19 protein-coding genes are annotated in these 19,901 nt (G+C 42.0%); 10 read left to right on the top strand and 9 right to left on the bottom strand.

Going from position 1 to position 19,901, the window contains the following annotated elements:
- Positions 1-100 precede the first annotated feature (100 nt).
- Positions 101-499 (bottom strand): hypothetical protein, encoded by a 399-nt coding sequence (locus FGL37_RS00360; RefSeq protein ID WP_037534248.1) that lies wholly within the window; start codon positions 497-499, stop codon positions 101-103.
- A 511-nt stretch (positions 500-1,010) separates the two neighbouring features.
- Between FGL37_RS00360 and istA the strand changes: the two genes are divergently transcribed.
- Both istA and istB read left to right on the top strand, forming a co-directional pair.
- A complete protein-coding gene (istA, locus tag FGL37_RS00355) occupies positions 1,011-2,543 on the top strand; it encodes an IS21 family transposase (RefSeq protein WP_232048601.1) in 1,533 nt (510 codons plus the stop codon).
- Between the two features lie 17 nt (positions 2,544-2,560).
- Positions 2,561-3,277, top strand: a complete 717-nt coding sequence (istB, locus tag FGL37_RS00350) for an IS21-like element helper ATPase IstB (RefSeq protein ID WP_197734425.1) — start codon at positions 2,561-2,563, stop codon at positions 3,275-3,277.
- Positions 3,278-3,829: 552 nt separating this feature from the next.
- Here the strand turns inward: istB and FGL37_RS00340 are convergent.
- Genes FGL37_RS00340 through FGL37_RS00330 form a run of 3 tightly spaced genes read right to left on the bottom strand, consistent with a single transcriptional unit; the run spans position 3,830 to position 6,283 of the window.
- Complete coding sequence (locus tag FGL37_RS00340) at positions 3,830-4,588, bottom strand: HNH endonuclease (protein ID WP_028071701.1); 759 nt, start codon at positions 4,586-4,588, stop codon at positions 3,830-3,832.
- Positions 4,585-5,847 carry an AAA family ATPase gene (locus tag FGL37_RS00335; protein WP_028071702.1) on the bottom strand — a complete coding sequence of 421 codons (1,263 nt, stop codon included), beginning with the start codon at positions 5,845-5,847 and terminating at the stop codon, positions 4,585-4,587. The genes FGL37_RS00340 and FGL37_RS00335 overlap by 4 nt, the downstream gene beginning before the upstream one ends.
- Positions 5,848-5,869: 22 nt before the next feature.
- Positions 5,870-6,283, bottom strand: coding sequence for a hypothetical protein (locus FGL37_RS00330; protein ID WP_037534258.1), 414 nt, complete (start codon positions 6,281-6,283; stop codon positions 5,870-5,872).
- Positions 6,284-7,032: 749 nt separating this feature from the next.
- On the opposite strand from FGL37_RS00330, the gene FGL37_RS00325 reads away from it, so the two are divergent.
- Positions 7,033-7,608, top strand: coding sequence for a TlpA family protein disulfide reductase (locus FGL37_RS00325; RefSeq protein ID WP_028071703.1), 576 nt, complete (start codon positions 7,033-7,035; stop codon positions 7,606-7,608).
- Between the two features lie 34 nt (positions 7,609-7,642).
- Here the strand turns inward: FGL37_RS00325 and FGL37_RS00320 are convergent, their stop codons facing one another.
- Together FGL37_RS00320 and FGL37_RS00315 are read right to left on the bottom strand one after the other, a co-directional pair.
- Positions 7,643-8,494, bottom strand: coding sequence for an IS3 family transposase (locus FGL37_RS00320; protein ID WP_028071708.1), 852 nt, complete (start codon positions 8,492-8,494; stop codon positions 7,643-7,645).
- Complete coding sequence (locus FGL37_RS00315; RefSeq protein ID WP_028071709.1) at positions 8,491-8,769, bottom strand: transposase; 279 nt, start codon at positions 8,767-8,769, stop codon at positions 8,491-8,493. Before FGL37_RS00315 ends, FGL37_RS00320 begins: the two co-directional genes overlap by 4 nt.
- A 298-nt stretch (positions 8,770-9,067) precedes the next feature.
- On the opposite strand from FGL37_RS00315, the gene FGL37_RS00310 reads away from it, so the two are divergent.
- Genes FGL37_RS00310 through FGL37_RS00300 form a run of 3 tightly spaced genes read left to right on the top strand, consistent with a single transcriptional unit; the run spans position 9,068 to position 14,200 of the window.
- Positions 9,068-9,565 carry a DUF3738 domain-containing protein gene (locus FGL37_RS00310; protein ID WP_138096611.1) on the top strand — a complete coding sequence of 166 codons (498 nt, stop codon included), beginning with the start codon at positions 9,068-9,070 and terminating at the stop codon, positions 9,563-9,565.
- Between the two features lie 6 nt (positions 9,566-9,571).
- Positions 9,572-12,793: a SusC/RagA family TonB-linked outer membrane protein gene (locus FGL37_RS00305; protein WP_081817787.1), complete on the top strand. Its 3,222-nt coding sequence runs from the start codon at positions 9,572-9,574 to the stop codon at positions 12,791-12,793.
- A 42-nt stretch (positions 12,794-12,835) separates the two neighbouring features.
- On the top strand, positions 12,836-14,200 hold the full coding sequence (locus FGL37_RS00300) for a RagB/SusD family nutrient uptake outer membrane protein (RefSeq protein ID WP_028068766.1): 1,365 nt from the start codon (positions 12,836-12,838) through the stop codon (positions 14,198-14,200).
- A 60-nt stretch (positions 14,201-14,260) separates the two neighbouring features.
- Here the strand turns inward: FGL37_RS00300 and FGL37_RS00295 are convergent, their stop codons facing one another.
- The 3 genes from FGL37_RS00295 to FGL37_RS00285 form a co-directional block, all read right to left on the bottom strand.
- The gene (locus tag FGL37_RS00295; protein WP_028068765.1) at positions 14,261-14,596 is read right to left on the bottom strand and encodes a hypothetical protein; all 336 of its coding nucleotides are present in this window, start codon (positions 14,594-14,596) and stop codon (positions 14,261-14,263) included.
- A 172-nt stretch (positions 14,597-14,768) separates the two neighbouring features.
- Positions 14,769-15,644 carry a hypothetical protein gene (locus tag FGL37_RS00290; RefSeq protein WP_028068764.1) on the bottom strand — a complete coding sequence of 292 codons (876 nt, stop codon included), beginning with the start codon at positions 15,642-15,644 and terminating at the stop codon, positions 14,769-14,771.
- A 24-nt stretch (positions 15,645-15,668) separates the two neighbouring features.
- On the bottom strand, positions 15,669-16,661 hold the full coding sequence (locus FGL37_RS00285; RefSeq protein ID WP_028068763.1) for an AraC family transcriptional regulator: 993 nt from the start codon (positions 16,659-16,661) through the stop codon (positions 15,669-15,671).
- Positions 16,662-16,977: 316 nt separating this feature from the next.
- Here FGL37_RS00285 and FGL37_RS25305 point away from each other — a divergent pair, with 316 nt between their 5' ends.
- From FGL37_RS25305 to FGL37_RS00270, 4 genes are all read left to right on the top strand, one after another.
- Positions 16,978-17,118 carry a hypothetical protein gene (locus FGL37_RS25305; RefSeq protein ID WP_160169461.1) on the top strand — a complete coding sequence of 47 codons (141 nt, stop codon included), beginning with the start codon at positions 16,978-16,980 and terminating at the stop codon, positions 17,116-17,118.
- An 80-nt stretch (positions 17,119-17,198) separates the two neighbouring features.
- Entirely contained in the window at positions 17,199-18,077 is an 879-nt protein-coding gene (locus FGL37_RS00280) for a lysophospholipid acyltransferase family protein (RefSeq protein ID WP_028068762.1), read from the top strand.
- A gap of 100 nt (positions 18,078-18,177) precedes the next feature.
- Positions 18,178-19,164: a hypothetical protein gene (locus FGL37_RS00275; protein ID WP_028068761.1), complete on the top strand. Its 987-nt coding sequence runs from the start codon at positions 18,178-18,180 to the stop codon at positions 19,162-19,164.
- The gene (locus tag FGL37_RS00270) at positions 19,145-19,888 is read left to right on the top strand and encodes a LytR/AlgR family response regulator transcription factor (RefSeq protein WP_028068760.1); all 744 of its coding nucleotides are present in this window, start codon (positions 19,145-19,147) and stop codon (positions 19,886-19,888) included. The genes FGL37_RS00275 and FGL37_RS00270 overlap by 20 nt, the downstream gene beginning before the upstream one ends.
- The last annotated feature ends 13 nt before the right edge of the window (positions 19,889-19,901 follow it).

The raw sequence follows: 19,901 nt of genomic DNA, 5'->3' as shown, positions 1-19,901 counted from the left end.
AAAAACTGACACTATTTCATAAAGGTGGTAAGTTATAAAATTCGAAGTTTGAAAGGACTCCGAATTTTTATAACTTACCGGGAGTGTAACTCAAACTGTGTCATTGGATTAAAAGATTATAAAATTGATTTTTATAATAATCTTCTAAATATCCCCCCAACATTGTTACTTTATCATATTCTAAAACCGGCTTCTTTTTTAAATGAATGGAATGTGCCAAAATTACAATTTTTTTATTATTTTGATTAAATATACTGTCAATCCGCACAACCCGATTAAACATCCTCTTATCTCGTTCGATAAATATATCATCAAAGGAATTAATTGTTTTTTCCGAAAGGCTAAGTAAGTAATGATTAAAAAAAGTTTGGTCAACTTTTTTTTGTAGTATAGAATCTTTCAGTGCAAGCCATTTTGTTCCACTCAGATCTCGTTTATAAAGTAATCGAAGATAAGGAAGAGCCTGAGTGTCTCCCAATAGCTCTCTGTGTAAATCCATCTGCATAATTTCATTATCGATATTCGTATTATTATCAATACCGAAAATATGTACTTTAGATGGATTGTTAAAATTATGCTGCGATATCGCTACTGATTAGGCTAAAAATAGATTGAGAAAAAGTCGCAAAAAATACCCTATCAGCAGGTATATAAATTGGATTTAAACTTTTTACATCCTTTTCATTTAAGATATTGGAAGCGAATTGTTGATCCTTAATAGTATAAAAGTAATCGCCATTTTCATACTAAATCAAGGTATCTTCGTTTATTGCAAAATCGATATTATAGTTGCTGCATATTCCGGAGTAAATTGACCCCATGATTCCGGTACGTTGCACTGGAGTATATGCGCAATTCCATTGAGTTATCGCATGCCATTCCGGCAGATGTTGACCCCTTTATAAGATTTAGATGAACTTATTTCGGATCATACTGACCCCCTTGGTTATTTTGATTTATTTGGGATAAGATTTTTAAGAGTTATTCCAATGGCCGGTAAATCAAGACCCATGAGTCAGATAAAACAATTGATAAGATTGAAACAGCAGGGCTATGCCATAAAAGCGATAGCACGTTGTTTATCACTGAGTAAGAACACCGTAAAGACCTATCTTTTCAAGATCGGTCAGGCAAAGCTCAACATGAACGAGCTGCTGGAACTGGAGGATCCGATTCTCGACGGACTTCTTAATGCTGGTAATCCAGCCTATCGTGACGCCCGGTTTGAGGATTTCAAAGAGCGGCTTTCCTATTTTCAGCAGGAACTCAGCCGTCCGGGTGTTACCCGTAAACTTCTTTGGGAAGAATATAAGCAGAGTGTGTCGGATGGCTATGAACTTTCACAGTTCTGTTTCCACCTGGGGCAATATCTCAAAGTACAGAAGCGCAGCTCGATGGTCATGGAACATACACCAGCAGATAAACTTTATATCGACTTTTCCGGCAAGAAGCTTCATTATATCGATGGCAATACCGGTGAGATCATAAATTGTGAGATCTTTGTGGCCTGTCTCCCTTTTTCCAATTATTGTTACGCCACAGCTGTACCAAGCCAGAAGACACCCGACTTTTTGGATGCGCTGGATAGATGCATACAGTTTCTTGGCGGGGTGCCAAGATGTATCGTTCCGGACAATCTTAAGTCTGCGGTTATAAAAAGTGACAGGTACGAACCTGAAATCAACCGCTGTATGGAAGACCTGGCCAATCATTACGCTACTGTTATCATCCCTGCGCGCGCTGGAAAGCCCAGGGACAAGAGTGCCGTAGAAAACCATGTAAAGATCATTTATACGCAGGTATTTGCCAAACTTCGAAACAGGAGCTTTTTCTCATTATCATCCCTCAACAGCGCCGTTGAAGACTGTGTATTGAAGCTGAACCAGACGCGTATGCAGAATAGGAGCTATTGCCGGCAGGAACGGTTCCTCAGCTGTGAAAAACATCTTCTGTTGCCATTACCCGAGCATCGCTTTGCACTAAAATATTATGCGGAGCTTAAGATCGGTGAAAACGGGCATGTCTATCTGGGCAGGGACAGACACTTCTATAGTGCACCCAGTTGCTATATCGGAAAGAAAGCACAGGTTATCTACACCAAAAATCTCGTGCACATCTTTGTTGGAGGAAAACAGGTCGCCCTGCATCAGAGGAGCCCAAAACAGAATGCCTACACCACCCTGGAGGAACATCTGGATGCCAGGTACCGTGAGTTCAGAAAAAAGAACCCTGCCCATTACCTGACAAGAGCAAATGCCATATCCCCGGTATTCAGTGAACTGGTACAGATGATCTTTGACCAGAAACGCCATCCTGAACAGCTTTACAGGACATGTGATGGGTTGTTCAGGCTTCAAAGGACCTACAGCGACCTGTTTATAAAGGCCTGTCGGGTGGCTATTACTCATCGCCAGCTACGGTATAAGTTTGTTGAAGGTCTTTTAATAACCGGTATGGTAAACTTTCCGGAGCACGGCGGGGCACCGACCGAAAAAAAACTTCCCCTGCACGAAAATATCAGGAACCGGGGGTATTATTCATAACATAAAAATCAATTACAGTGAACATCGAACACAACATGAGAAGTCTCCGCCTATTGGGTATGGAGCGTAGCTGGAAAGCATTGGTAGAAACGCGTCGTATGACAGAACTTAACTTTGAGGATGGATTGCAGCTTCTCCTGCAGTCAGAGCTGGACAGCAGGGACGAAAAACGGTTTGACAGACTAAAAAAGAATGCTGCCTTTCGTTATCAGGCATCGATTGAGGAGCTCAATATGGATCCCAAACGCGGTATGGACAAAGCCCAGATTGCAGACCTGATTACTGGCGGGTATATTGAAAGAGGTGAGCCGCTACTGATATCGGGCGCGACGGGGTGCGGAAAAAGCTTTCTGGCCTCAGCCCTTGGGTTAAAAGCGTGCTCACAGGGAAAAAAGGTCTTATACTTCAACCTACAGAAGCTGCTCCAGCGAACTAAGATTGCCAGACTCGAAGGATCAATGCACAAACTTCTGGACAGGATTGCAAAATCTGACCTGCTGATCCTGGATGACTTTGGTCTTGTAAATCTGGATCAGCAGCAAAGACTGGACCTGATGGAAATTATTGAAGATAGGCATGCCAGGTCATCCACCATTATAGCCAGTCAGCTTCCGGTCGCAAGCTGGTATGATGTGATTGGGGAAGATACAATTGCGGACGCTGTATTGGACCGGATTGTACATACTTCTCACCGAATTGAACTTAAGGGTGAAAGTCTAAGAAAAAAAAGGTAATATTGTCAGGCTATTGGTAATAATCCCCAGATAACCAAAATCTGAGGGGTCAGTATCGCCGGAAAGGGGTCAATATCACCGGAATATGCAGTTGCTGAGAGATCTTTTAAATGTATCTAATCGATTGTTGGCATTGAAGAAAATTCCAGATTTGAGAATTGATAAAAGCTTTGTAATGGTGCTTTTTCCGCTGAGATTAGCTCCAATATAAATGTTAATATCTTTTATTTCTATATCAATATTTGATAAAGGGCCAAAACTTTTGACGACTAATCTCTCATAGACCATAACTCTTCAATTTGAATTTCTTCACAACCTATATTTTCTACTATATCTGATGGTTCGGTTCAACCGTTCCATTGCTGCAAATATAATAAATCTTACTGCGACTGCTTCTTCTGTCTACCTCGAATTCGGAGTAATTAAAATCGGAGCTATTATTTTAGGGAATTATAATTTTTTGTAACGCTTTGCGCTTAAATATCATTCGAAGTTTAAGATTGGTCAAAATGGGTATTGATTTAAGGGTTGTGTCAGTGTCAGAAATCCCCACTATATATTATCATTATCGTTTTCAAGATTTTTAGGTATCAATTCGAAAGTACCGTCGGCGAAACAATCTCGTGCTGTACCTGGTAGTATTTCATTTACCAAAAATTGTTCAAAAACTAATGGCTCATTTTTGAAAATCTCAAACCAAACAATGAAAAAGCCAACCTCGGCGGCAGTGCGCGCGACGTGTGAAGCGGCATGGGGCAAAAGTGCTCTATTTGAGACTTTAATTTCAGAATATAAGGCGAAAGATGATCTGGCTAGTTGTAAGGCCATTTTTCTTTTCTTCCACCTTATGTCGACAACTTTATTGCGATTATCAATTTCATTTAAGCCGAATAGCTCGATCGTAGCTTGAGCTTTTAAATTCTGTGATAGAGTCAATGCATGTGAAGGTGCAATGATTGCAGCATTTGGATTATCAGGGATCTCACCTACTGTGAAAGGCAGTAAAGTGTTATGCTCTTCGGGTAAATAGTAGCGATTAGCATTGATCTCACGATTGCTTTTTGCATTATTACAGGGACCGCATGCCAACAGCATATTGTCCCAAGCAAGCGAATCTCCTGCTTCAGCACCTTCAACTGGATTCTTTGGAACAACATGCTCAACGTTTAGATTATGGCTGAGCGGAATATTGCAATACGCACAATAGTAACCGATCCTCTCAATTAAGAACCTCCTCCATTCTCCATAGCTGTTAACGGTGATCTCTTCTCCATCAAGTGTTGGCGTAGTCCCTTTATTTAATGGTCTCATCTTTTTCCCTTTGAAAGTTTATTTAACTCCAGAAAAGCACGTAATCCTGGGTCGGTAATTTCATCAAGTTCTTTATTAATCTCATTGGAACTACTTCCATCTTCTAACATAGTTAAAATCCGTTTGGCATGTTTGTATTTTTCCTCGTTTTCGATAGCAAAGGGGCTGTCTACGCCCATCACTTCTGTTGCTACTTCGTCTATTTTTAATTCATTTGGAGGAATATCCATAATGAAATCCAGATTGATCAATTCATCACTCTCTACAGATTGCACAATAAATGGAGAGTGGGTCGTTACAACAAACTGTATGTTAGGAAAAGCTTTTTTGAGGTCATTGACAACAAATCGCTGCCAATTAGGGTGCAAATGCATATCGAGTTCATCTATCATTACTATCCCATGACTTTCCTGTACTGCTTTATAGCCAAGAAAACCATTTAGAATTGCGCAACGATATGCAATATCTGTCACGATTCCTAGCATTCTCTTTACACCGTCACTCATGAGAGAATGCGGTAGCCGTCTTGTTTCTTGCCCTTCGATTTCACAATCAGCGACCAGTTCCAGCCTAAAATTATCGAATGCTATATTTTTTAGATAGGGGATTGCTAGACCTATTGCTTCTATTACCGCTTCGAATGTCCCTTTAAATTCTCGGTCTTCCTTGAGTTCCTCATCATAATAATAAAACCATTGAGTAACGGGGTCAGCATCTACCTTTGCGCCGAGTGCATTATAATATCCATCACGTATAATAAGCCTGTTTTTCTTAACTCTTTTTTTTCGAATGTCATTTCCTCCAAGCTGCCTTACACCATAAAATGCGATTATAGGAAGCTGAGGTCTTGAAGTCGAATTGAGAGCATTTGTGTAATTAATTGCAATATCCCTAATGGTCCCGATATCTTCATTTTTTGTTGAATTTGCCTTTCCATATTCTGAGACAACTCTCCTCCATATGATCTCATCAGTTCCGTTAATTTGACCTGTTGCTTCAACTATTGTCGGTGTAAAGTACTCTGCTTGTTTTGAAATCCTGTTGATTGCGAAACGAATTTCATTTTCTTGAATATGCCTTCGACTGACGACTTTGGGTAGTCCTAAGAAGAAAGCTCCTGCAGCAACCTGAATAGCTTGCAGTAAGGTGGATTTTCCTGTGCCGTTATCTCCTATAGCAACTGTAAAGTGAGGATTAAGATTAAAACTTTTCTCTTCGAAACCCCTAAAATTCTTTATATGTATTTTATTGATTTGCATAACTGTTTCCTAGCCTGTCTTTCTATTTTTTCTTTAATTCAGCTATCTGCTCCTTTAACTTAATGTTCTCTTCTCTTAGTTCTATATTCGCTTCGAGAATAGCGTTGTGTTTATTCAAAAAGCTAGAATATTTCTCTTTGAGATCTTCAAGCTCCTTCTTAAGGTCTACTGAACCTCTATTCGAAAAGCTTGTTTCAACTAAGGCCAAGGATGGGAAATTCGCCATTTCTGGAAATTCTACAGAAAAATCCTTATCTATTACTTTTCCATATTTTGCAATAATTTCCAAAGATAATTCTGGGTTATTTTTATGTTTATAGAAAGTGCCATATTTGTACCCCGCATCTTCCACAATATCTTTGATTCTTCTCGGATGGTTTTTTAAAATCTCATGGAGAATTTTACCGCGATGTATAGTTTTATTATCCTTTTCCAACTTTATTGAACTTATAATGCAATATACTATCACTTGTATTGTATTATAAATTGTAAAATAATTGTATTTAATTATATTAATATTGTATATTTGTGTATCGATTGATAATTGTAGTCTTATTATAGATGATGAACTAGAAAAAAAGCGAAAGATATTAATACATACGAGCCTTGTTATCAAAACTACCGCAATTGATAGAATCCAAGGCGATAGGGAAATTCTCCCCGATTTTTTTGTATAATTGCAAAATACGGGGTGATGCCCTATTGTACAATTGGATTCTGGGCCTAGCGGTAGTGCCTGATAACAGTTGGAAAATAGGCCACCCCGTTTTTCTTGATTTGGCTCGTTTAACCAATAAAACGAGTATGAAAAAACAGCTTTACAAAAATTTAGTCCGTTCTCCGGAGTAGCTCTCGAGGCGAAAAGTCTATATGACTTTTTCAATCGTAAAGTGCGTGACGATCCTACTATTTACCTTGGAACTAACCATTCAAACGCCCTTCGATTTTTTATTAACCTTATTATTTATTTGTGACCTGAGCTAGGCTTAGGAACAAAGCGATGCGTTTGTATCCGAAGGATTCTAATCCCAGCAGGTCACAGCCACATTAACACCTTTAAAAATGACTCATTTTTACAAGGGTGGGAGTGAACTGCCTATTGGTACACCATGCTCCTGCCTAGAACAAACGAAATCGAACTGCTTAAAATTGCCAATCCTTATCTGGGGTATTGTAATGTTTTCTATGTTTAGTTTATCAGCTCAGACGCCCCGCAAGGACAGCGGGGCTGATGGGCTTCTTATCAGTCCGCTTAAAGTAGGGCATACCATTCCAGAAGAACTTTGGAATCTTTCATTAAAGATCACTAACCATCAGGCTACTAGAACCAACATCTCCCTTCAAGATTACCGGGGTAAAAAATTAATTATTTTGGACTTCTGGGCGACCTGGTGCGGCCCTTGCATCAAAGGACTCAATCAGCTTGATAGTATCAAGGCAACCTTATCCAATGAGTCTATCGAATTTATACCTGTCTCAAATGAAGATGAAAAGAAGGTATTGAAAAAAATGACTGATAATCATTGGGGGTTCTATTGTATTTATGGAGACAGTAAGCTTTCTCGGTACTTCCCGCATCAGGTATTGCCTCATCTGGTCTGGATCCGGGAGGGGAAAGTAATGGCCATTACTGGGCATGAATATTATGATATCGCTTATTTTAAGAAAGCCTTAGCAGAGCCACTAAACCTGACGGAAAAAGTTGCCCCATTAATCTTTGATGCCAACAAATCTGCTTATGAAAATCTGGTAGAGTTATGATACTCCCCATTGGTTGGACAACTATTTCACTAAATTAAGATACATTTTTCACTTTATCTGCATATTTTTCATCAGGTGTAACCCTACCGATAGATTTGTGCCGTCGCTCAGAATTATAAAAGGCGATATAATCTCTGACCTGTCGGTAGAGATCAACCCCTCCATTAGGGGGATTGATATAGATTTTCTCCCTTTTGATTGATCCCCAGAACCTTTCAATAAATATGTTATCCAGTGCACGGCCCTTACCATCCATTGAGATCTCGATATGATGATCCTTTAGCGCTTTGGTGAATACGGGAGAAGTGAATTGAGAGCCCTGATCGGTATTGAATATTTCAGGCACACCATAAGTCCCTATGGCTTCCAATAACACATCCCTGCACCATTCCACGTTCATGGTATTGCCCACAGACCAGCCAACAATCTTCCTGCTGTACACATCAATAATGGCAAACAGGTACATAAAGCCACGGAACATGGGGATATAGGTGATATCGGCCTGCCATACCTGATTTGCACGTTCGATTTTCAGTCCCCTGAGCAGATAGGGATATTTGTAATCCGCTTTATTTGCCTTGCTCAGGTTCTTTTTCGGACAGATAGCTCTCAGGTTCATCATGTGGTAAAGACGTCTTACCCGCTTTTCCCCCACTGGATGACCCAAGTCATATTTCAGGTAGGATGTCATCCGTTCCACTCCATAGAAGGGACAGTCAAGGAATTTCCGATCTATCAGCCTCATTATTCTCTGGTTGAACAGCGATTCCCCTTTGGGTCTGTAGTAATAATTACTGCGCGGAAGGCCGATAAGTTTGCACTGCTCCGAAACGCTGATCTTTTTTTCGGACGGGGAAACCAGTTTGCGTTTCGCTTCCATGCTCATTTCCCCAATACTTTTTTTAAGAAATCCACCTGGATCTGTAACTCACCGATCTTGGAATAGAGTTCTTTCTCTTTCGAATCATCTTTCTCTTCTCTCTTTTCACTGGCGAACACCTGTTCGGCATTGGCCAGAAATTCACGTTTCCAGCTGTTGATCTGCGTGGGATGTAACTCATATTTCGCCGCCAGTTCCTGGATGCTCTGTTGCTCTTTAATGGCTTCTATGGCTACCTTCGTCTTAAAGCCTGAACTGAATTTTCTACGTTCCTTTTTCATTTTCAACTGCTAATTTAAACATTTACGCAGTTGTCCAGTTTTTGGGGAGTACTATAAGTTTTCCACTGAAAAATACCTGCGACGCAGTATCCTGACTGAATATATCCAAGGTTTATCAGACAATCTTGTCCAACAGACGGATAGTACGCGCCTTTATACGAATATGTCCCTGGCTACGCTTTTAGTACAGGCAAATCAACGTGAAATACCCATGTCAGGGCATTTAGGCCGTCTGATATTTAACTGCGCCGACTCGGTGAAAGATCGGATACTGATGCCTGCTAAAAGTTTAAATAAAATGGAACGTGCCGTTTGGCTGCGTGAAAATGGGTATTGCTATGCCATAGAAAGGAGATCAAATACGGGGACGGAGTCTATAAAAAGGCAGATGATTGACGATATCAATCAGTTTCTAATGGATAAATGGAACGTCAAAGCTATGGTAAAGCGGACAAAAGTACCTGTATGGGCGCTGAAAAGGATTGCCAAGGTGGATAAACTAAAATATCTAGGTAATGAGAAACCTAAAATATGGGATGATAATAGACTTATATATTATAGAAATGTAAAGATCGCTGACCTGATATCCAATTTAAATTACATCAATCCTGATCTGGGTATACCCATAGTCGATGGCACGCAAATAGATTTCCCGATAGATATACAGATGACCGTCGATCGGGATCTAGCACGCAATCTGAAAGCGCTTAATTCAGATTTGGCCAGATATGGGTTGAAAATCGTGCGTAGTCAGGCTACCCTAAATATGCTTGTATTTGAAAATTTAAAAAGATAGTATTTTATGAAAACTATAATTTACATACTGTGTATGCTGCTGATAATCTTTAGTCGCAGCTATGCACAGTCAAATCATCAAATTCGGATACTTTCTGAAACTGATCATAGGCCAATTGCGCATGCCACAATGGATCTTTTGAATGCTAAGACTTCTTTAAAGGCCGATGACAATGGTGTCATTACGCTAACACTAAAAGATTCCTTGCATGTTATTGTCCGCTCAATGGGTTTCAGGCCGAAAACACTGTGGCTATCATCAGCAACCACTACGATACTATTAACTGAAAATAATACCATGCTCGACGAGGTAACGGTGTATACGGGGTATCAGTCTTTTCGAAAAAGTAAGGTGCCGGGTTCCTTTGTGGTTATCGATAGTGCATTGCTGAACCGAGCTATCGGTACCGACGTCATCGCAAGGCTAGAAGGTGTCACATCAGGGCTTCTATTTGACCGAAGAATGGATAATATTCCTGTCTCCCAGCCGACATCACTCGTCGCGAACGGTAAACCTCTAAACCTCAATGTGAGGGGACTAAGTACAATTGAATCGGATATGGCTCCGCTGATTGTACTCGACAATTTTCCTTATGAAGGGGACCTGGCCAGTATCAATCCCAATGATGTGGAGAGCATTACGGTGTTGAAGGATGCTTCGGCATCGGCCATTTGGGGTGCAAGAGCCGGAAATGGGGTCATTGTCATCACAACAAAAAAAGGACGTTATAATCAAGGGAATTCTGTTTCCTTTTCGGCCAATCTCTCTTATAGCCCCAAGCCCGACCTGTTTAAAAATCAGAATTATTTAGCATCTCGCTCGTTTATCGATGTGGAGCGGTTGCTATTTGATCAGGGTTTTTATAATACGGCGCAGTCCAACCTCAATGCGCTAAGCCCTGTGGTTGAATATCTGCAACAGGCAAAGGACAAGGGCATAGATCCGAATGAAGTAGCTGCACAATTGGATAAATGGGCTGAATTGGATGTACGCAATGATTATGAAAAATATTTCTATCGTAACCGGATCAATCAACAGTATAGCCTTGGGATGAATGGTGGTACGGAGAGATTTAAATATGTGGTATCCGGTGGCTTTGATAAAAACTTGGCTGATGTCCGTGGAAGTGGCTATCAACGGATTACCCTGCGGGCAATGAATAATATCAAGTTGACCAAGGATTTGGAGTTTTCTACAGAAATAAATTTGATCAAGAGCCTCTCGGATAACAATGGGCTGGAATATGGGACAATACAGCAGGTTACGGGCAAACAATTATATCCTTATGCGCAGTTTGCGGATGAGGAAGGAAATGCCCTGCCGATCATCAAAAACTATAGACCCTTTGTCACCGAAAATGCGCTAAAGGAGGGCTTGCTGGACTGGGCGTACCGTCCACTGGATGAATTAAATATGGTGAAAAATCAACAAGAAAATAATACGATCAGATGGAATGCGGGGCTGCGGTATCGAATCTTTGCGCCATTGTCACTCGATCTCAATTATCAGTACCAAAAGCTGGATGATAATGGGCGGATAGATTATGACAAGGATAGCTATTATGTCCGTAACTATGTCAATACCTATACGCAAGCAGATGGTACCCGGATCTATCCCTACGGAAATGAGCTTCGGGATACTTATGACCGCACGGTTTCCCATGCTTACCGTGTGCAACTTAATTATAATAAAAAGTGGAATGATCATGCCCTGTCAGCGATAACGGGTCTGGATGTGAGGCAATCCCGTATGACTCGTAATTTTTCAACCTTGTATGGGTTTGATCCGGATGTGGTCAGTTCGGTTACGCGACTGGATTTTGTCAACCGATACCCTACACGCCCGCGGGGTACAACAAGCCAGCTGCCTGCACCGCCCTCCGGAATGTTGGATTATCTGGACCGCTTTGTCTCTTATTACGCCAATGCGACCTATTCTTACCTTGATCGCTACACGCTCAATGCAAGTATCCGTAAAGACGAGTCAAACTTGTTTGGGGTATCGACCAATCAGCGTGGAGTTCCCCTGTGGTCGGTGGGTGGACTCTGGGAGATCGATAAGGAGCATTTTTATCGTCTTTCCTGGTTGCCTTTACTGCGCCTGCGTGCATCTTATGGTGAAAGTGGCAATGTCAATAAATCGGTATCAACCTTTACGACCGTGTCTTATGCCAATAATTCAACTACGGGACTATTACAAGGCACGATATCAAGCCCAGCAAATCCTTCGCTGCGCTGGGAAAAGGTGAAACAGACCAATTTAGGGTTTGATCTCTCGTTTCTTGAAAATAGGGTCAGTCTAAATGTTGATTACTATCAAAAGAAGTCTTCCGATCTGATTGGGCAGGTGGCGATCGATCCTACTCTCGGCTATTTTATGGGCAGCAATCCGGCCATGAAAACCAACTATGCTGCAATGGAAACAAAAGGGGCGGATATGAAGTTGAATACACGTAATCTAATAGGTAGAGTTAAATGGAATTCGGAACTGCTCCTATCTTTTGTGCGCGATAAAGTCACTGATTTTAAGACAACCAATACTAATCTCGCTACTTATTTCACAACCTATAGCCCACCAATTTTGGGCAGGCCACGCTATGGTTTATATAGTTTTGCATGGGAAGGATTGGAGCCGAGTACGGGTGATCCGCTGGTGAACTATAACAATACGATTGGTAAGGAATATACAGCCTATATAAATTCGTTAGGCTTGGATGATCTTATTTACCATGGCCCACAGAGCGCTCCGGTATTCGGAAGTCTTAGAAATAGTTTTTCTTATGCTCAATTTTCCCTTAGTTTCAATCTGACATTTAAGCTGGGTTATTACTTCCGTAGGAATTCAATCAATTATTACAACCTTTTTTACAATGGGGCCGGTCATCAGGATTATGAAAAAAGGTGGCGGCAGCCTGGTGATGAGCTAACCAGCCAGATTCCCTCTTTTCCCAAGCAGTTCAATGATATCAATCGTGCACTGATTTTTGAACGTTCGGCCGAACTGGTTGAAAAAGGTGATCATATACGTTTGCAGGATATACAATTGGGCTATGATTTTAGCGGAGAACACTTAAATAGGATTGGTATTCGGTCATTGCGCTTAAATATGTATTGCGCCAATTTGGGAATCTTATGGCGTAAAAATAAACAGGGCCTAGATCCAGATTATCCGACCACGGTCATTCTTGCCCGGCCAAGTTATTCTTTTGGACTGCAGGCAAATTTTTAATAAACCGAAATAGATGTTTTATAATAAAATAAACAGATGAACATGAAATTTCTAACAACCATATGCTTTCTGGTGATAGCCAGTCTCTTTTCATTACTATCCTGCAAGGAAGATTTTTTAAATGCGAAGTATGATAAACGGAAAAACGTACCCTCGACTGTGAAAGATTATCAGGCGCTATTGGATAACACATCGGTATTAAATGCAGGGCAACCGATTATGGGTGAATATGCAGGTGACGATTATGAAATAATTTTTTCACGTTGGCAGAATCTCACAAACCTCTATAAGTACACCTATATTTGGTCCGATGAATTGGAGGTCATAAATGACGAATTTGTAGACTGGACAGAGGGATTCCGTAAGATATATATCGCCAATGTGGTCTTGGATGGCCTGTCGTCTTTGGATCAGAATAAGGTAAACATAGCTGAGCGTAATGAATTTGATAATACCAAAGGCGGAGCTTTATTCTACCGAGGATCGTGCTACTACCAGCTGGCCCAGGAGTTTTGCAAGCAATACGATCCGCAATTGGGTGAAGCCGATCTCGGTCTGCCGATTAGATTGACTTCGGACCTGAATATCCATGTGGATCGAAGTATATTGTCGGCCACTTACAAGCAGATGCTTGACGATCTGCATGCAGCAGCTGTATTGTTACCGGCTACTGTTTCTGTAAAAACCCGGCCATCTAAAGCCGCAGCTTATGGTATGCTTGCCAAAGTTTATCTACAGATGGGAGATTACGATAATAGTCTGAAATACGCGGACTCCTGCCTAATACTACAGCATGAACTACAGGATTTAAATGAATTAAACTTAACAGCAAGTTTTCCATTTGCCATGTTTAACAAGGAAGTGATTTTTCACGCTACACTATATTCTTCCGCTGGGATGACGCAAAATAATGCGCTCGTCTCGGAGGAATTATATCAACAGTACGAAATTAATGACTTGAGGAAGATTGCTTATTTTAAGATTTCTGGCGATAGATATACTTTTAAAGGGTCATTTGCTGGAAGTGCCATACTTTTTGGAGGTATCACTACTGCTGAGCTATTTTTAATCCGTGCCGAATCTAATGTGAGGCTTAAAAATATTGCTGCGGGAAAAACGGATCTGCTTAATCTATTAACGAATCGGTATCGAAATAATAATATTGAACTCGGTTCAGATGATCAACAGCAGTTATTGGCGAAGATTAAAGAGGAACGAAGGAAGGAATTATTGTTCAGAGGAATCCGATGGAGTGACATCAGAAGGTATAACGTCCTCGATAAAGATAATATCAAAATCGTTCGTAATTTGGATGCACAAGTGTTTGAATTGAAGCCTATGGATAAACGTTTTGTTTTTCCATTTCCGAAAGCAGCAATTGATTTTGGTGGATATGAAAATAACTGAACTAAAAAATCAGCCTAGTAAATCCTACTAGGCTGAATTGCAGATACTCGTTATAAAATCTTATTGTTCATCTTTATAACGTTTGTTACTATTATCTGCATCATTTGGGGATGAAATGTCCGGATTGCCCATGCCATCTACTTGTTCGTCCGTAAGCCCAACAGCACAAAGTGTCGTAGGAATTGTGCTTGTACATTGAAGCTGTGGTAATCCATCTTCACCAGTAGGAATGGCAGAACCAAAGTTTCCGGATGGAGTCACCTCGAACCAATGAAGGTCAGCAACTTTGTTGGTTTCTTCCTTTTTTAAACCTGCAGACATTAATACTAAAGCAATCGCTCCTGCGGTAGCGCCTCCTCCCAGAAGAGACAATACCATTTTTTTAATTTTTTTCATACATCGTATGTTTAATTTGGTTTGTAAATATTTGCTCCCAATTCTTCGCATCGGTAGCAGTAATGGTTTTTTTTGCTCGAAAAACTTTACAACACTAAATTACCTTCTTATACCGTCCTAGTGTTAGGCCAGACTTGACTTTCGATAGGCCGAACTTGATCTTATGATCAGCTCATTCCTCTTCATAGTCATCCAGCAGATAGGGGTAGCCCCTCGGAAACTCTTCGTAGATGTGCAGGTAAGCAAGGACGATGGGGCATATCTTGCGGCGATTGAAAAGATCAATAATTGCAGGCAAATCAAGCGGGTCTACAGCATCTTTTGCAATATCTGCAATGATGCTGCAGATCTCTGTCCGGACTTTCTCAACTCGCATTTGTTTCTCCTCATGCCTAAGATTGCTATAAAAGAGTTCTTCATATCGCTCCTGAAGTCTCATGATCTGCAGCAGATCATCGTCCCAATAGTCGAGACGTAGCCCGTGCTTCATGAAGATAGCGAATACGGTCTCCAGACAATGATGGAGATCCATGTCATCCAGATAGGGGGGCGGAAAGACCGCTATCATGACTTTGGCATTTTCTGCTGGGATCTGCTTGTCCCGGTAAGCTATCTGTAAGATCAGCTGCTCTATATCCAGTCCCTCGAAGTAGTAATATTCGTGAGGATCACTGGGATAGTAAAGAGTAGAAACATAGGTGATATCAAGCAGCAGGAAACCTAAGATATAGAACAGCTCGAGTTTATCGTTATAGAGGGGTGGAAAAGTAATGTAAAAGTACTCATCAAAACTGATTTCCTCAAATCCAGCATGGCTAGTGTCAGGCCGATATGGGCTACTGGACATTTTTTTCCAATGGGCTGCTTCATTCTTTATGAATTCGTTGTATTGTATCTGGCGGTGGGCCATCATCTCCTGATGAAGCCTTCCATCTTTCCATCCTGATGGAGTGAGCAGTTTGATCAGCTGCGGGATAGCATCGTAGAGATCCTGCAGAATGGATAGGGTGACATTGATAGCTAGTTTTTTGTTGCTGTTAAATTTCATGTTGTAGTTTATCGGTTATTGAGTTTACAGATTGAGTTTTTTCTCGACGGCAATTTTAAACTGGCTCGCTGTCATATTGGCCATGTGACGGATAAAGCGGTTCATCTCACTGGGACCGCTGAATCCGGCTTCATCTGCCGTGGTCGCGAGCTTATCATCCTCGACGATGAGCTGCTCAATCCGGATGAGTAGCAGCTGGTTGCGATGGTCCAGGGGCCTGATGCCAAACCGGGCCTGGTAACTTCGGCTCAGCTGCTCCGGTGTGACGCCAAGGATCTGGGCGACTTCTTTGATCTGCGCCCGGGCGCCAAGCTGAAAGACCATATGTTCGAGTAGCTGCCGGGCACGTTCGGCCAACGGTAAGGAAACGTCCTGGGCATCGGGAAGCTTAAAACGCGACAGATCGATCAGAAAAATCAGATGCTTGAGCAGCATCTGTTCGTTTTTAAGCGTATACGGATTGATCCGGCCAAATAGAATCTGCAGGTATTTTAGTGTAATGGGGCCGACCCGAAAATCCACACTTTTGAGCGGCAATGAATGTCGATTTTTTTTGGCTTGTATAAGATGCTCGATAAAACCGAACTGCTGAATGACGGGTGGCCTGATCATACCGCCATCCATAATGAAGCCGACGAGTATATGATGCCCGGGAGGGAGCTGCAGCTTATAATACCCCGTAGAAAGATAGAAAAAAGCACCTCTGCTCGATGATAGCTCAAAGGTAAAGCCATGGCCTATGCGCTGACCATAAATTTTTTCGTCAGTGAATAATGGGTAGATAAGATGTACATCAGGCATGGTGATGTCTATCGGGATATCCATAGCCTCGGCTATCCAGTATTCGTAGTAATACAGATAGACGTAACGGCCGTCAAACACTTGTTCACTGATCTGGTTGTGCCCCGACTGCCAGTGTAATTGCTGCGCATGGCGGATCGGATAGCTGAATGCCATTTGAGGACGGTCTGTACCTTTAAAATCCTCCGGTAATCTGAATTGATAAGATCGCTCCATTTGGTTTGATAATTAGTTAAATGATGATTTTAGAAGATTGTCAGGTGGACGGCAAATAAAACTGCACATGACATTTATTTGGCTGTAAATGACCAATATTCTAAGGCAATTGACATTTTGGTACGCTAACTGACATATGGTGTCGCTACCTGGTCGCCAACTGTCAAAATCCCGCGTATGTACAATTTTTTTTGAAATCGCTGCTGTGCTCTGACATATTTGCGGCCATTGGATCCGATATGGAGTAATTAAAGTTCAGACTAGGGGAAGGTACAGCCCTTGGTCCGAATATGGTAAAACTTGAAGATACTATGAAATGGAATCAACAAATGATCAGATTTTAAATGGTATGGAAGTAGCTTTGGACCGCACTCAGCTATTGTGCTGGGCACAGCTGTTGCCGTTTTTGACCGAAGAGGTGTCCAACGGTGACAGATGTCCGATCTTTACGATCTAACCACATGCAGCCTTATACCCTGTAGGGAGCGGATACCCGTCAGGGGACCGCTCCCTAATTAACCAGATAATACAACAGCCATGTCAACAAATTACAATAACTGGGAATTTGCGCTATTTTCGGCGCATATCCACCATTACTTACCTGCTATAGCCTGGCAGGACCATTATGGACTGTACGACAAATGGAAGGCGTATCACCGGCCTCGTCCTTTTCGTACGGCACAATCCTGGGAAGATACAGCTATCAACGAACTCAAGGGTGGCAGACCAAAGATCATCTGTCTCTACCATCTGGGCTTGCACGGGCAGATCCCGCGTATATTGGCGGATCGTAGCGTTCATTTTGATATCTTGATGGACGAGCAGGTCTATCTGGCACAAAGCGACGAATTGCAGCGGATGCAGCAGGAGATGCAAGCTAATGGATTGACTTATCAGTATCTGATGAGCAGCGATCCACAGGTACTGCTCAAAATCCGTAGTGCGGTCGTAGAAGGCAGGCACGTTTTGGTCTTTGCCGATGGAAATAGCGGTGTGTCTGAGTCAAGGCATAAAAAGGTACAGATTGGCTTTTTGGAAAATACTATTTATGTACGTACGGGCATTGCGCTGATCGCTTATCTGCTGAATATACCTGTGGTGCCGGTCACTCATTGTTCGACTGATGGACTGAACCAGTTGATCTTTGGCACGGCAATCTGCAGACGCGGGGACGAGGGCCGGGAGGTGTTTATCTATCGGTGCATGCAGCAGCTATACGACTTTTTGGCGGATGAAATACGCACTGATCCCTGGCGATGGGAATGCTGGGGCTACCTCCACGAGTTGAACTGTTATGAGATAAGGGACGACAATATTACGATGCCTGACACTGCGGATATTGCTGCCCTGAGGCTGACCCTGAGGGGTCGTGAAGGTTACTTTTATCGTAAAAATTTTAGTTATAGGTGGCAGTAAATAAAAAATAAAGGTAAATTTATGTTTCTAGACCTTTATTATAATGAGGAGTATTGCTGTTTTAGTGTATTTTCATCTTTTTTGTTGCGTTGTTCTTTTGATGATTATAGGTGGTCTGAACTATTTTCGGGATGATCGTGTCATCCCGTTCGCTCAGGTTTTTATCGTCGTTGGTCTATATCTGCTGTACAGTATCTCCATTTCCTCGCTGATCGTCACGTGTGGGAGATCGTGGAAAAGGATCATCTTGAATAGCCTTATTTATGTATTTCTCTCCTGTACTTTCATTCCGTTTATTGATTTTTTGATACACGATGTACTGCCTCATGTCGGTGTTGTATTCTTTGACATCACCCTGCCCGAAAATACGGCTGCATTTCGTGCAAGGCTTGTTTCGGGCTATCTGACGGCGAATGGATTGGCATTGGTAGCCAGCCTGCTTCATTTTGCGAACAAGCTCCTTGTAGACAAACGGCGGCTCAACGGCAATCTGAAGCAATTCCGTGACCGCGCCGCAGCAATGAAGTATACCTCTCATTTTTTGACGACCTTGTTTATGAGCAGGTTCGGAGAAATGCTGGTCAACAAGGTGCCCAAAGATATGACCACCAAGCGGGATATTATTCAATTTTTGGCCTATCTGCTCGAAGTGGAGCAACCGGCAAAATCCAATACGCTGGGGGAGGAAATGGATCACCTCGGCTGTTTTGTGCGCTTGCTAAAATTCTACTACGGCGAAGGGGCCATACAATTTGCCCAGCAATGCAGTGGCGACCTGAACAGGGAAATCCCAGTAGGTGTACTTTTTTTTCCGCTCGAGAACTGCCTGAAACACGCGCGTATTTCGGTGGATCACCCTGTCCTGTATCGTCTGGAATATACAGATGTCCAGTTATCCCTCAGCTGCCGGAATCATTGGTTGCCAAAGGCCGAGGAAATTCAGTCCGGAACGGGCTTTATGTTATTAAAAGCAAAGCTCGGGCAAGTCAATTATCAGTCCTCGGTAGATATAGCACGGGAGGGTAACATCTTCGTAGTCAATTTGAAACTTGAATTTTTAAAGCGCAATGAACAAATTAAGCTATAAATTACTGATCGTCGATGATCAGCCTGATACATTGGTCTACATCATGATGTCGCTGCGGGAGCTTCCCTTTATCGATGAGGAGATCAAGGTGATTCAAAATCCGGTCGACGCGCTTGAATACCTCAAAGAGAATGAGGTGGACATCTTGATGCTCGACATGGAGTTTAGCGGCGCGGATATCGATGGTATTAAACTGGCCGGGCTGATTCCCAATCCGCCTGTTATTGTTGCCTGCTCCGCGTATGCTGATTATGTTTTTAGCGCAAATGAGGCAGGTATCTACAGCTATTTTAGCAAAAAAATCAGCTTCAATACATTGAAAGCCAAAATGCAGGATGTGGTGGAAATGGTGGATAGGAAATACGAGCAGCAGAGCAGAGATGTGAAGAGCCTGCTGATAAAGAACCTGCAAAATGTGATGATTACCATTGAGGTCGATCAGATTTTTTATGCCGAGGTGGAGGGGGATATCGTCGATATTTTTCTGGAAAGAGAGGTTCATCAGTTTAAGGGAAATCTCCGGGCACTGCAGGCCGAACTCCCTGCCAACCGCTTCTCCAGACCCCGCAAGAACACCTTGGTCAACTTAGCCAAGGTCGATCTGGTGCGTCCCAACGAGGTTTATTTGATGAAGCCGAGGAACGACTTCTGTATTGTCATGACCAGATCTTGCAAAGAAAATTTTAGACATCAGTATGAGGTCTTTAAACAGAACAATTTATAGCATAGGGTATGGC

Origin of the sequence: Sphingobacterium thalpophilum (genome assembly GCF_901482695.1) — a bacterium.
Classification (GTDB): domain Bacteria; phylum Bacteroidota; class Bacteroidia; order Sphingobacteriales; family Sphingobacteriaceae; genus Sphingobacterium; species Sphingobacterium thalpophilum.
Note: the sequence above shows the minus strand (reverse complement) of the source record. Positions and strands in the feature narration are given on the sequence as shown.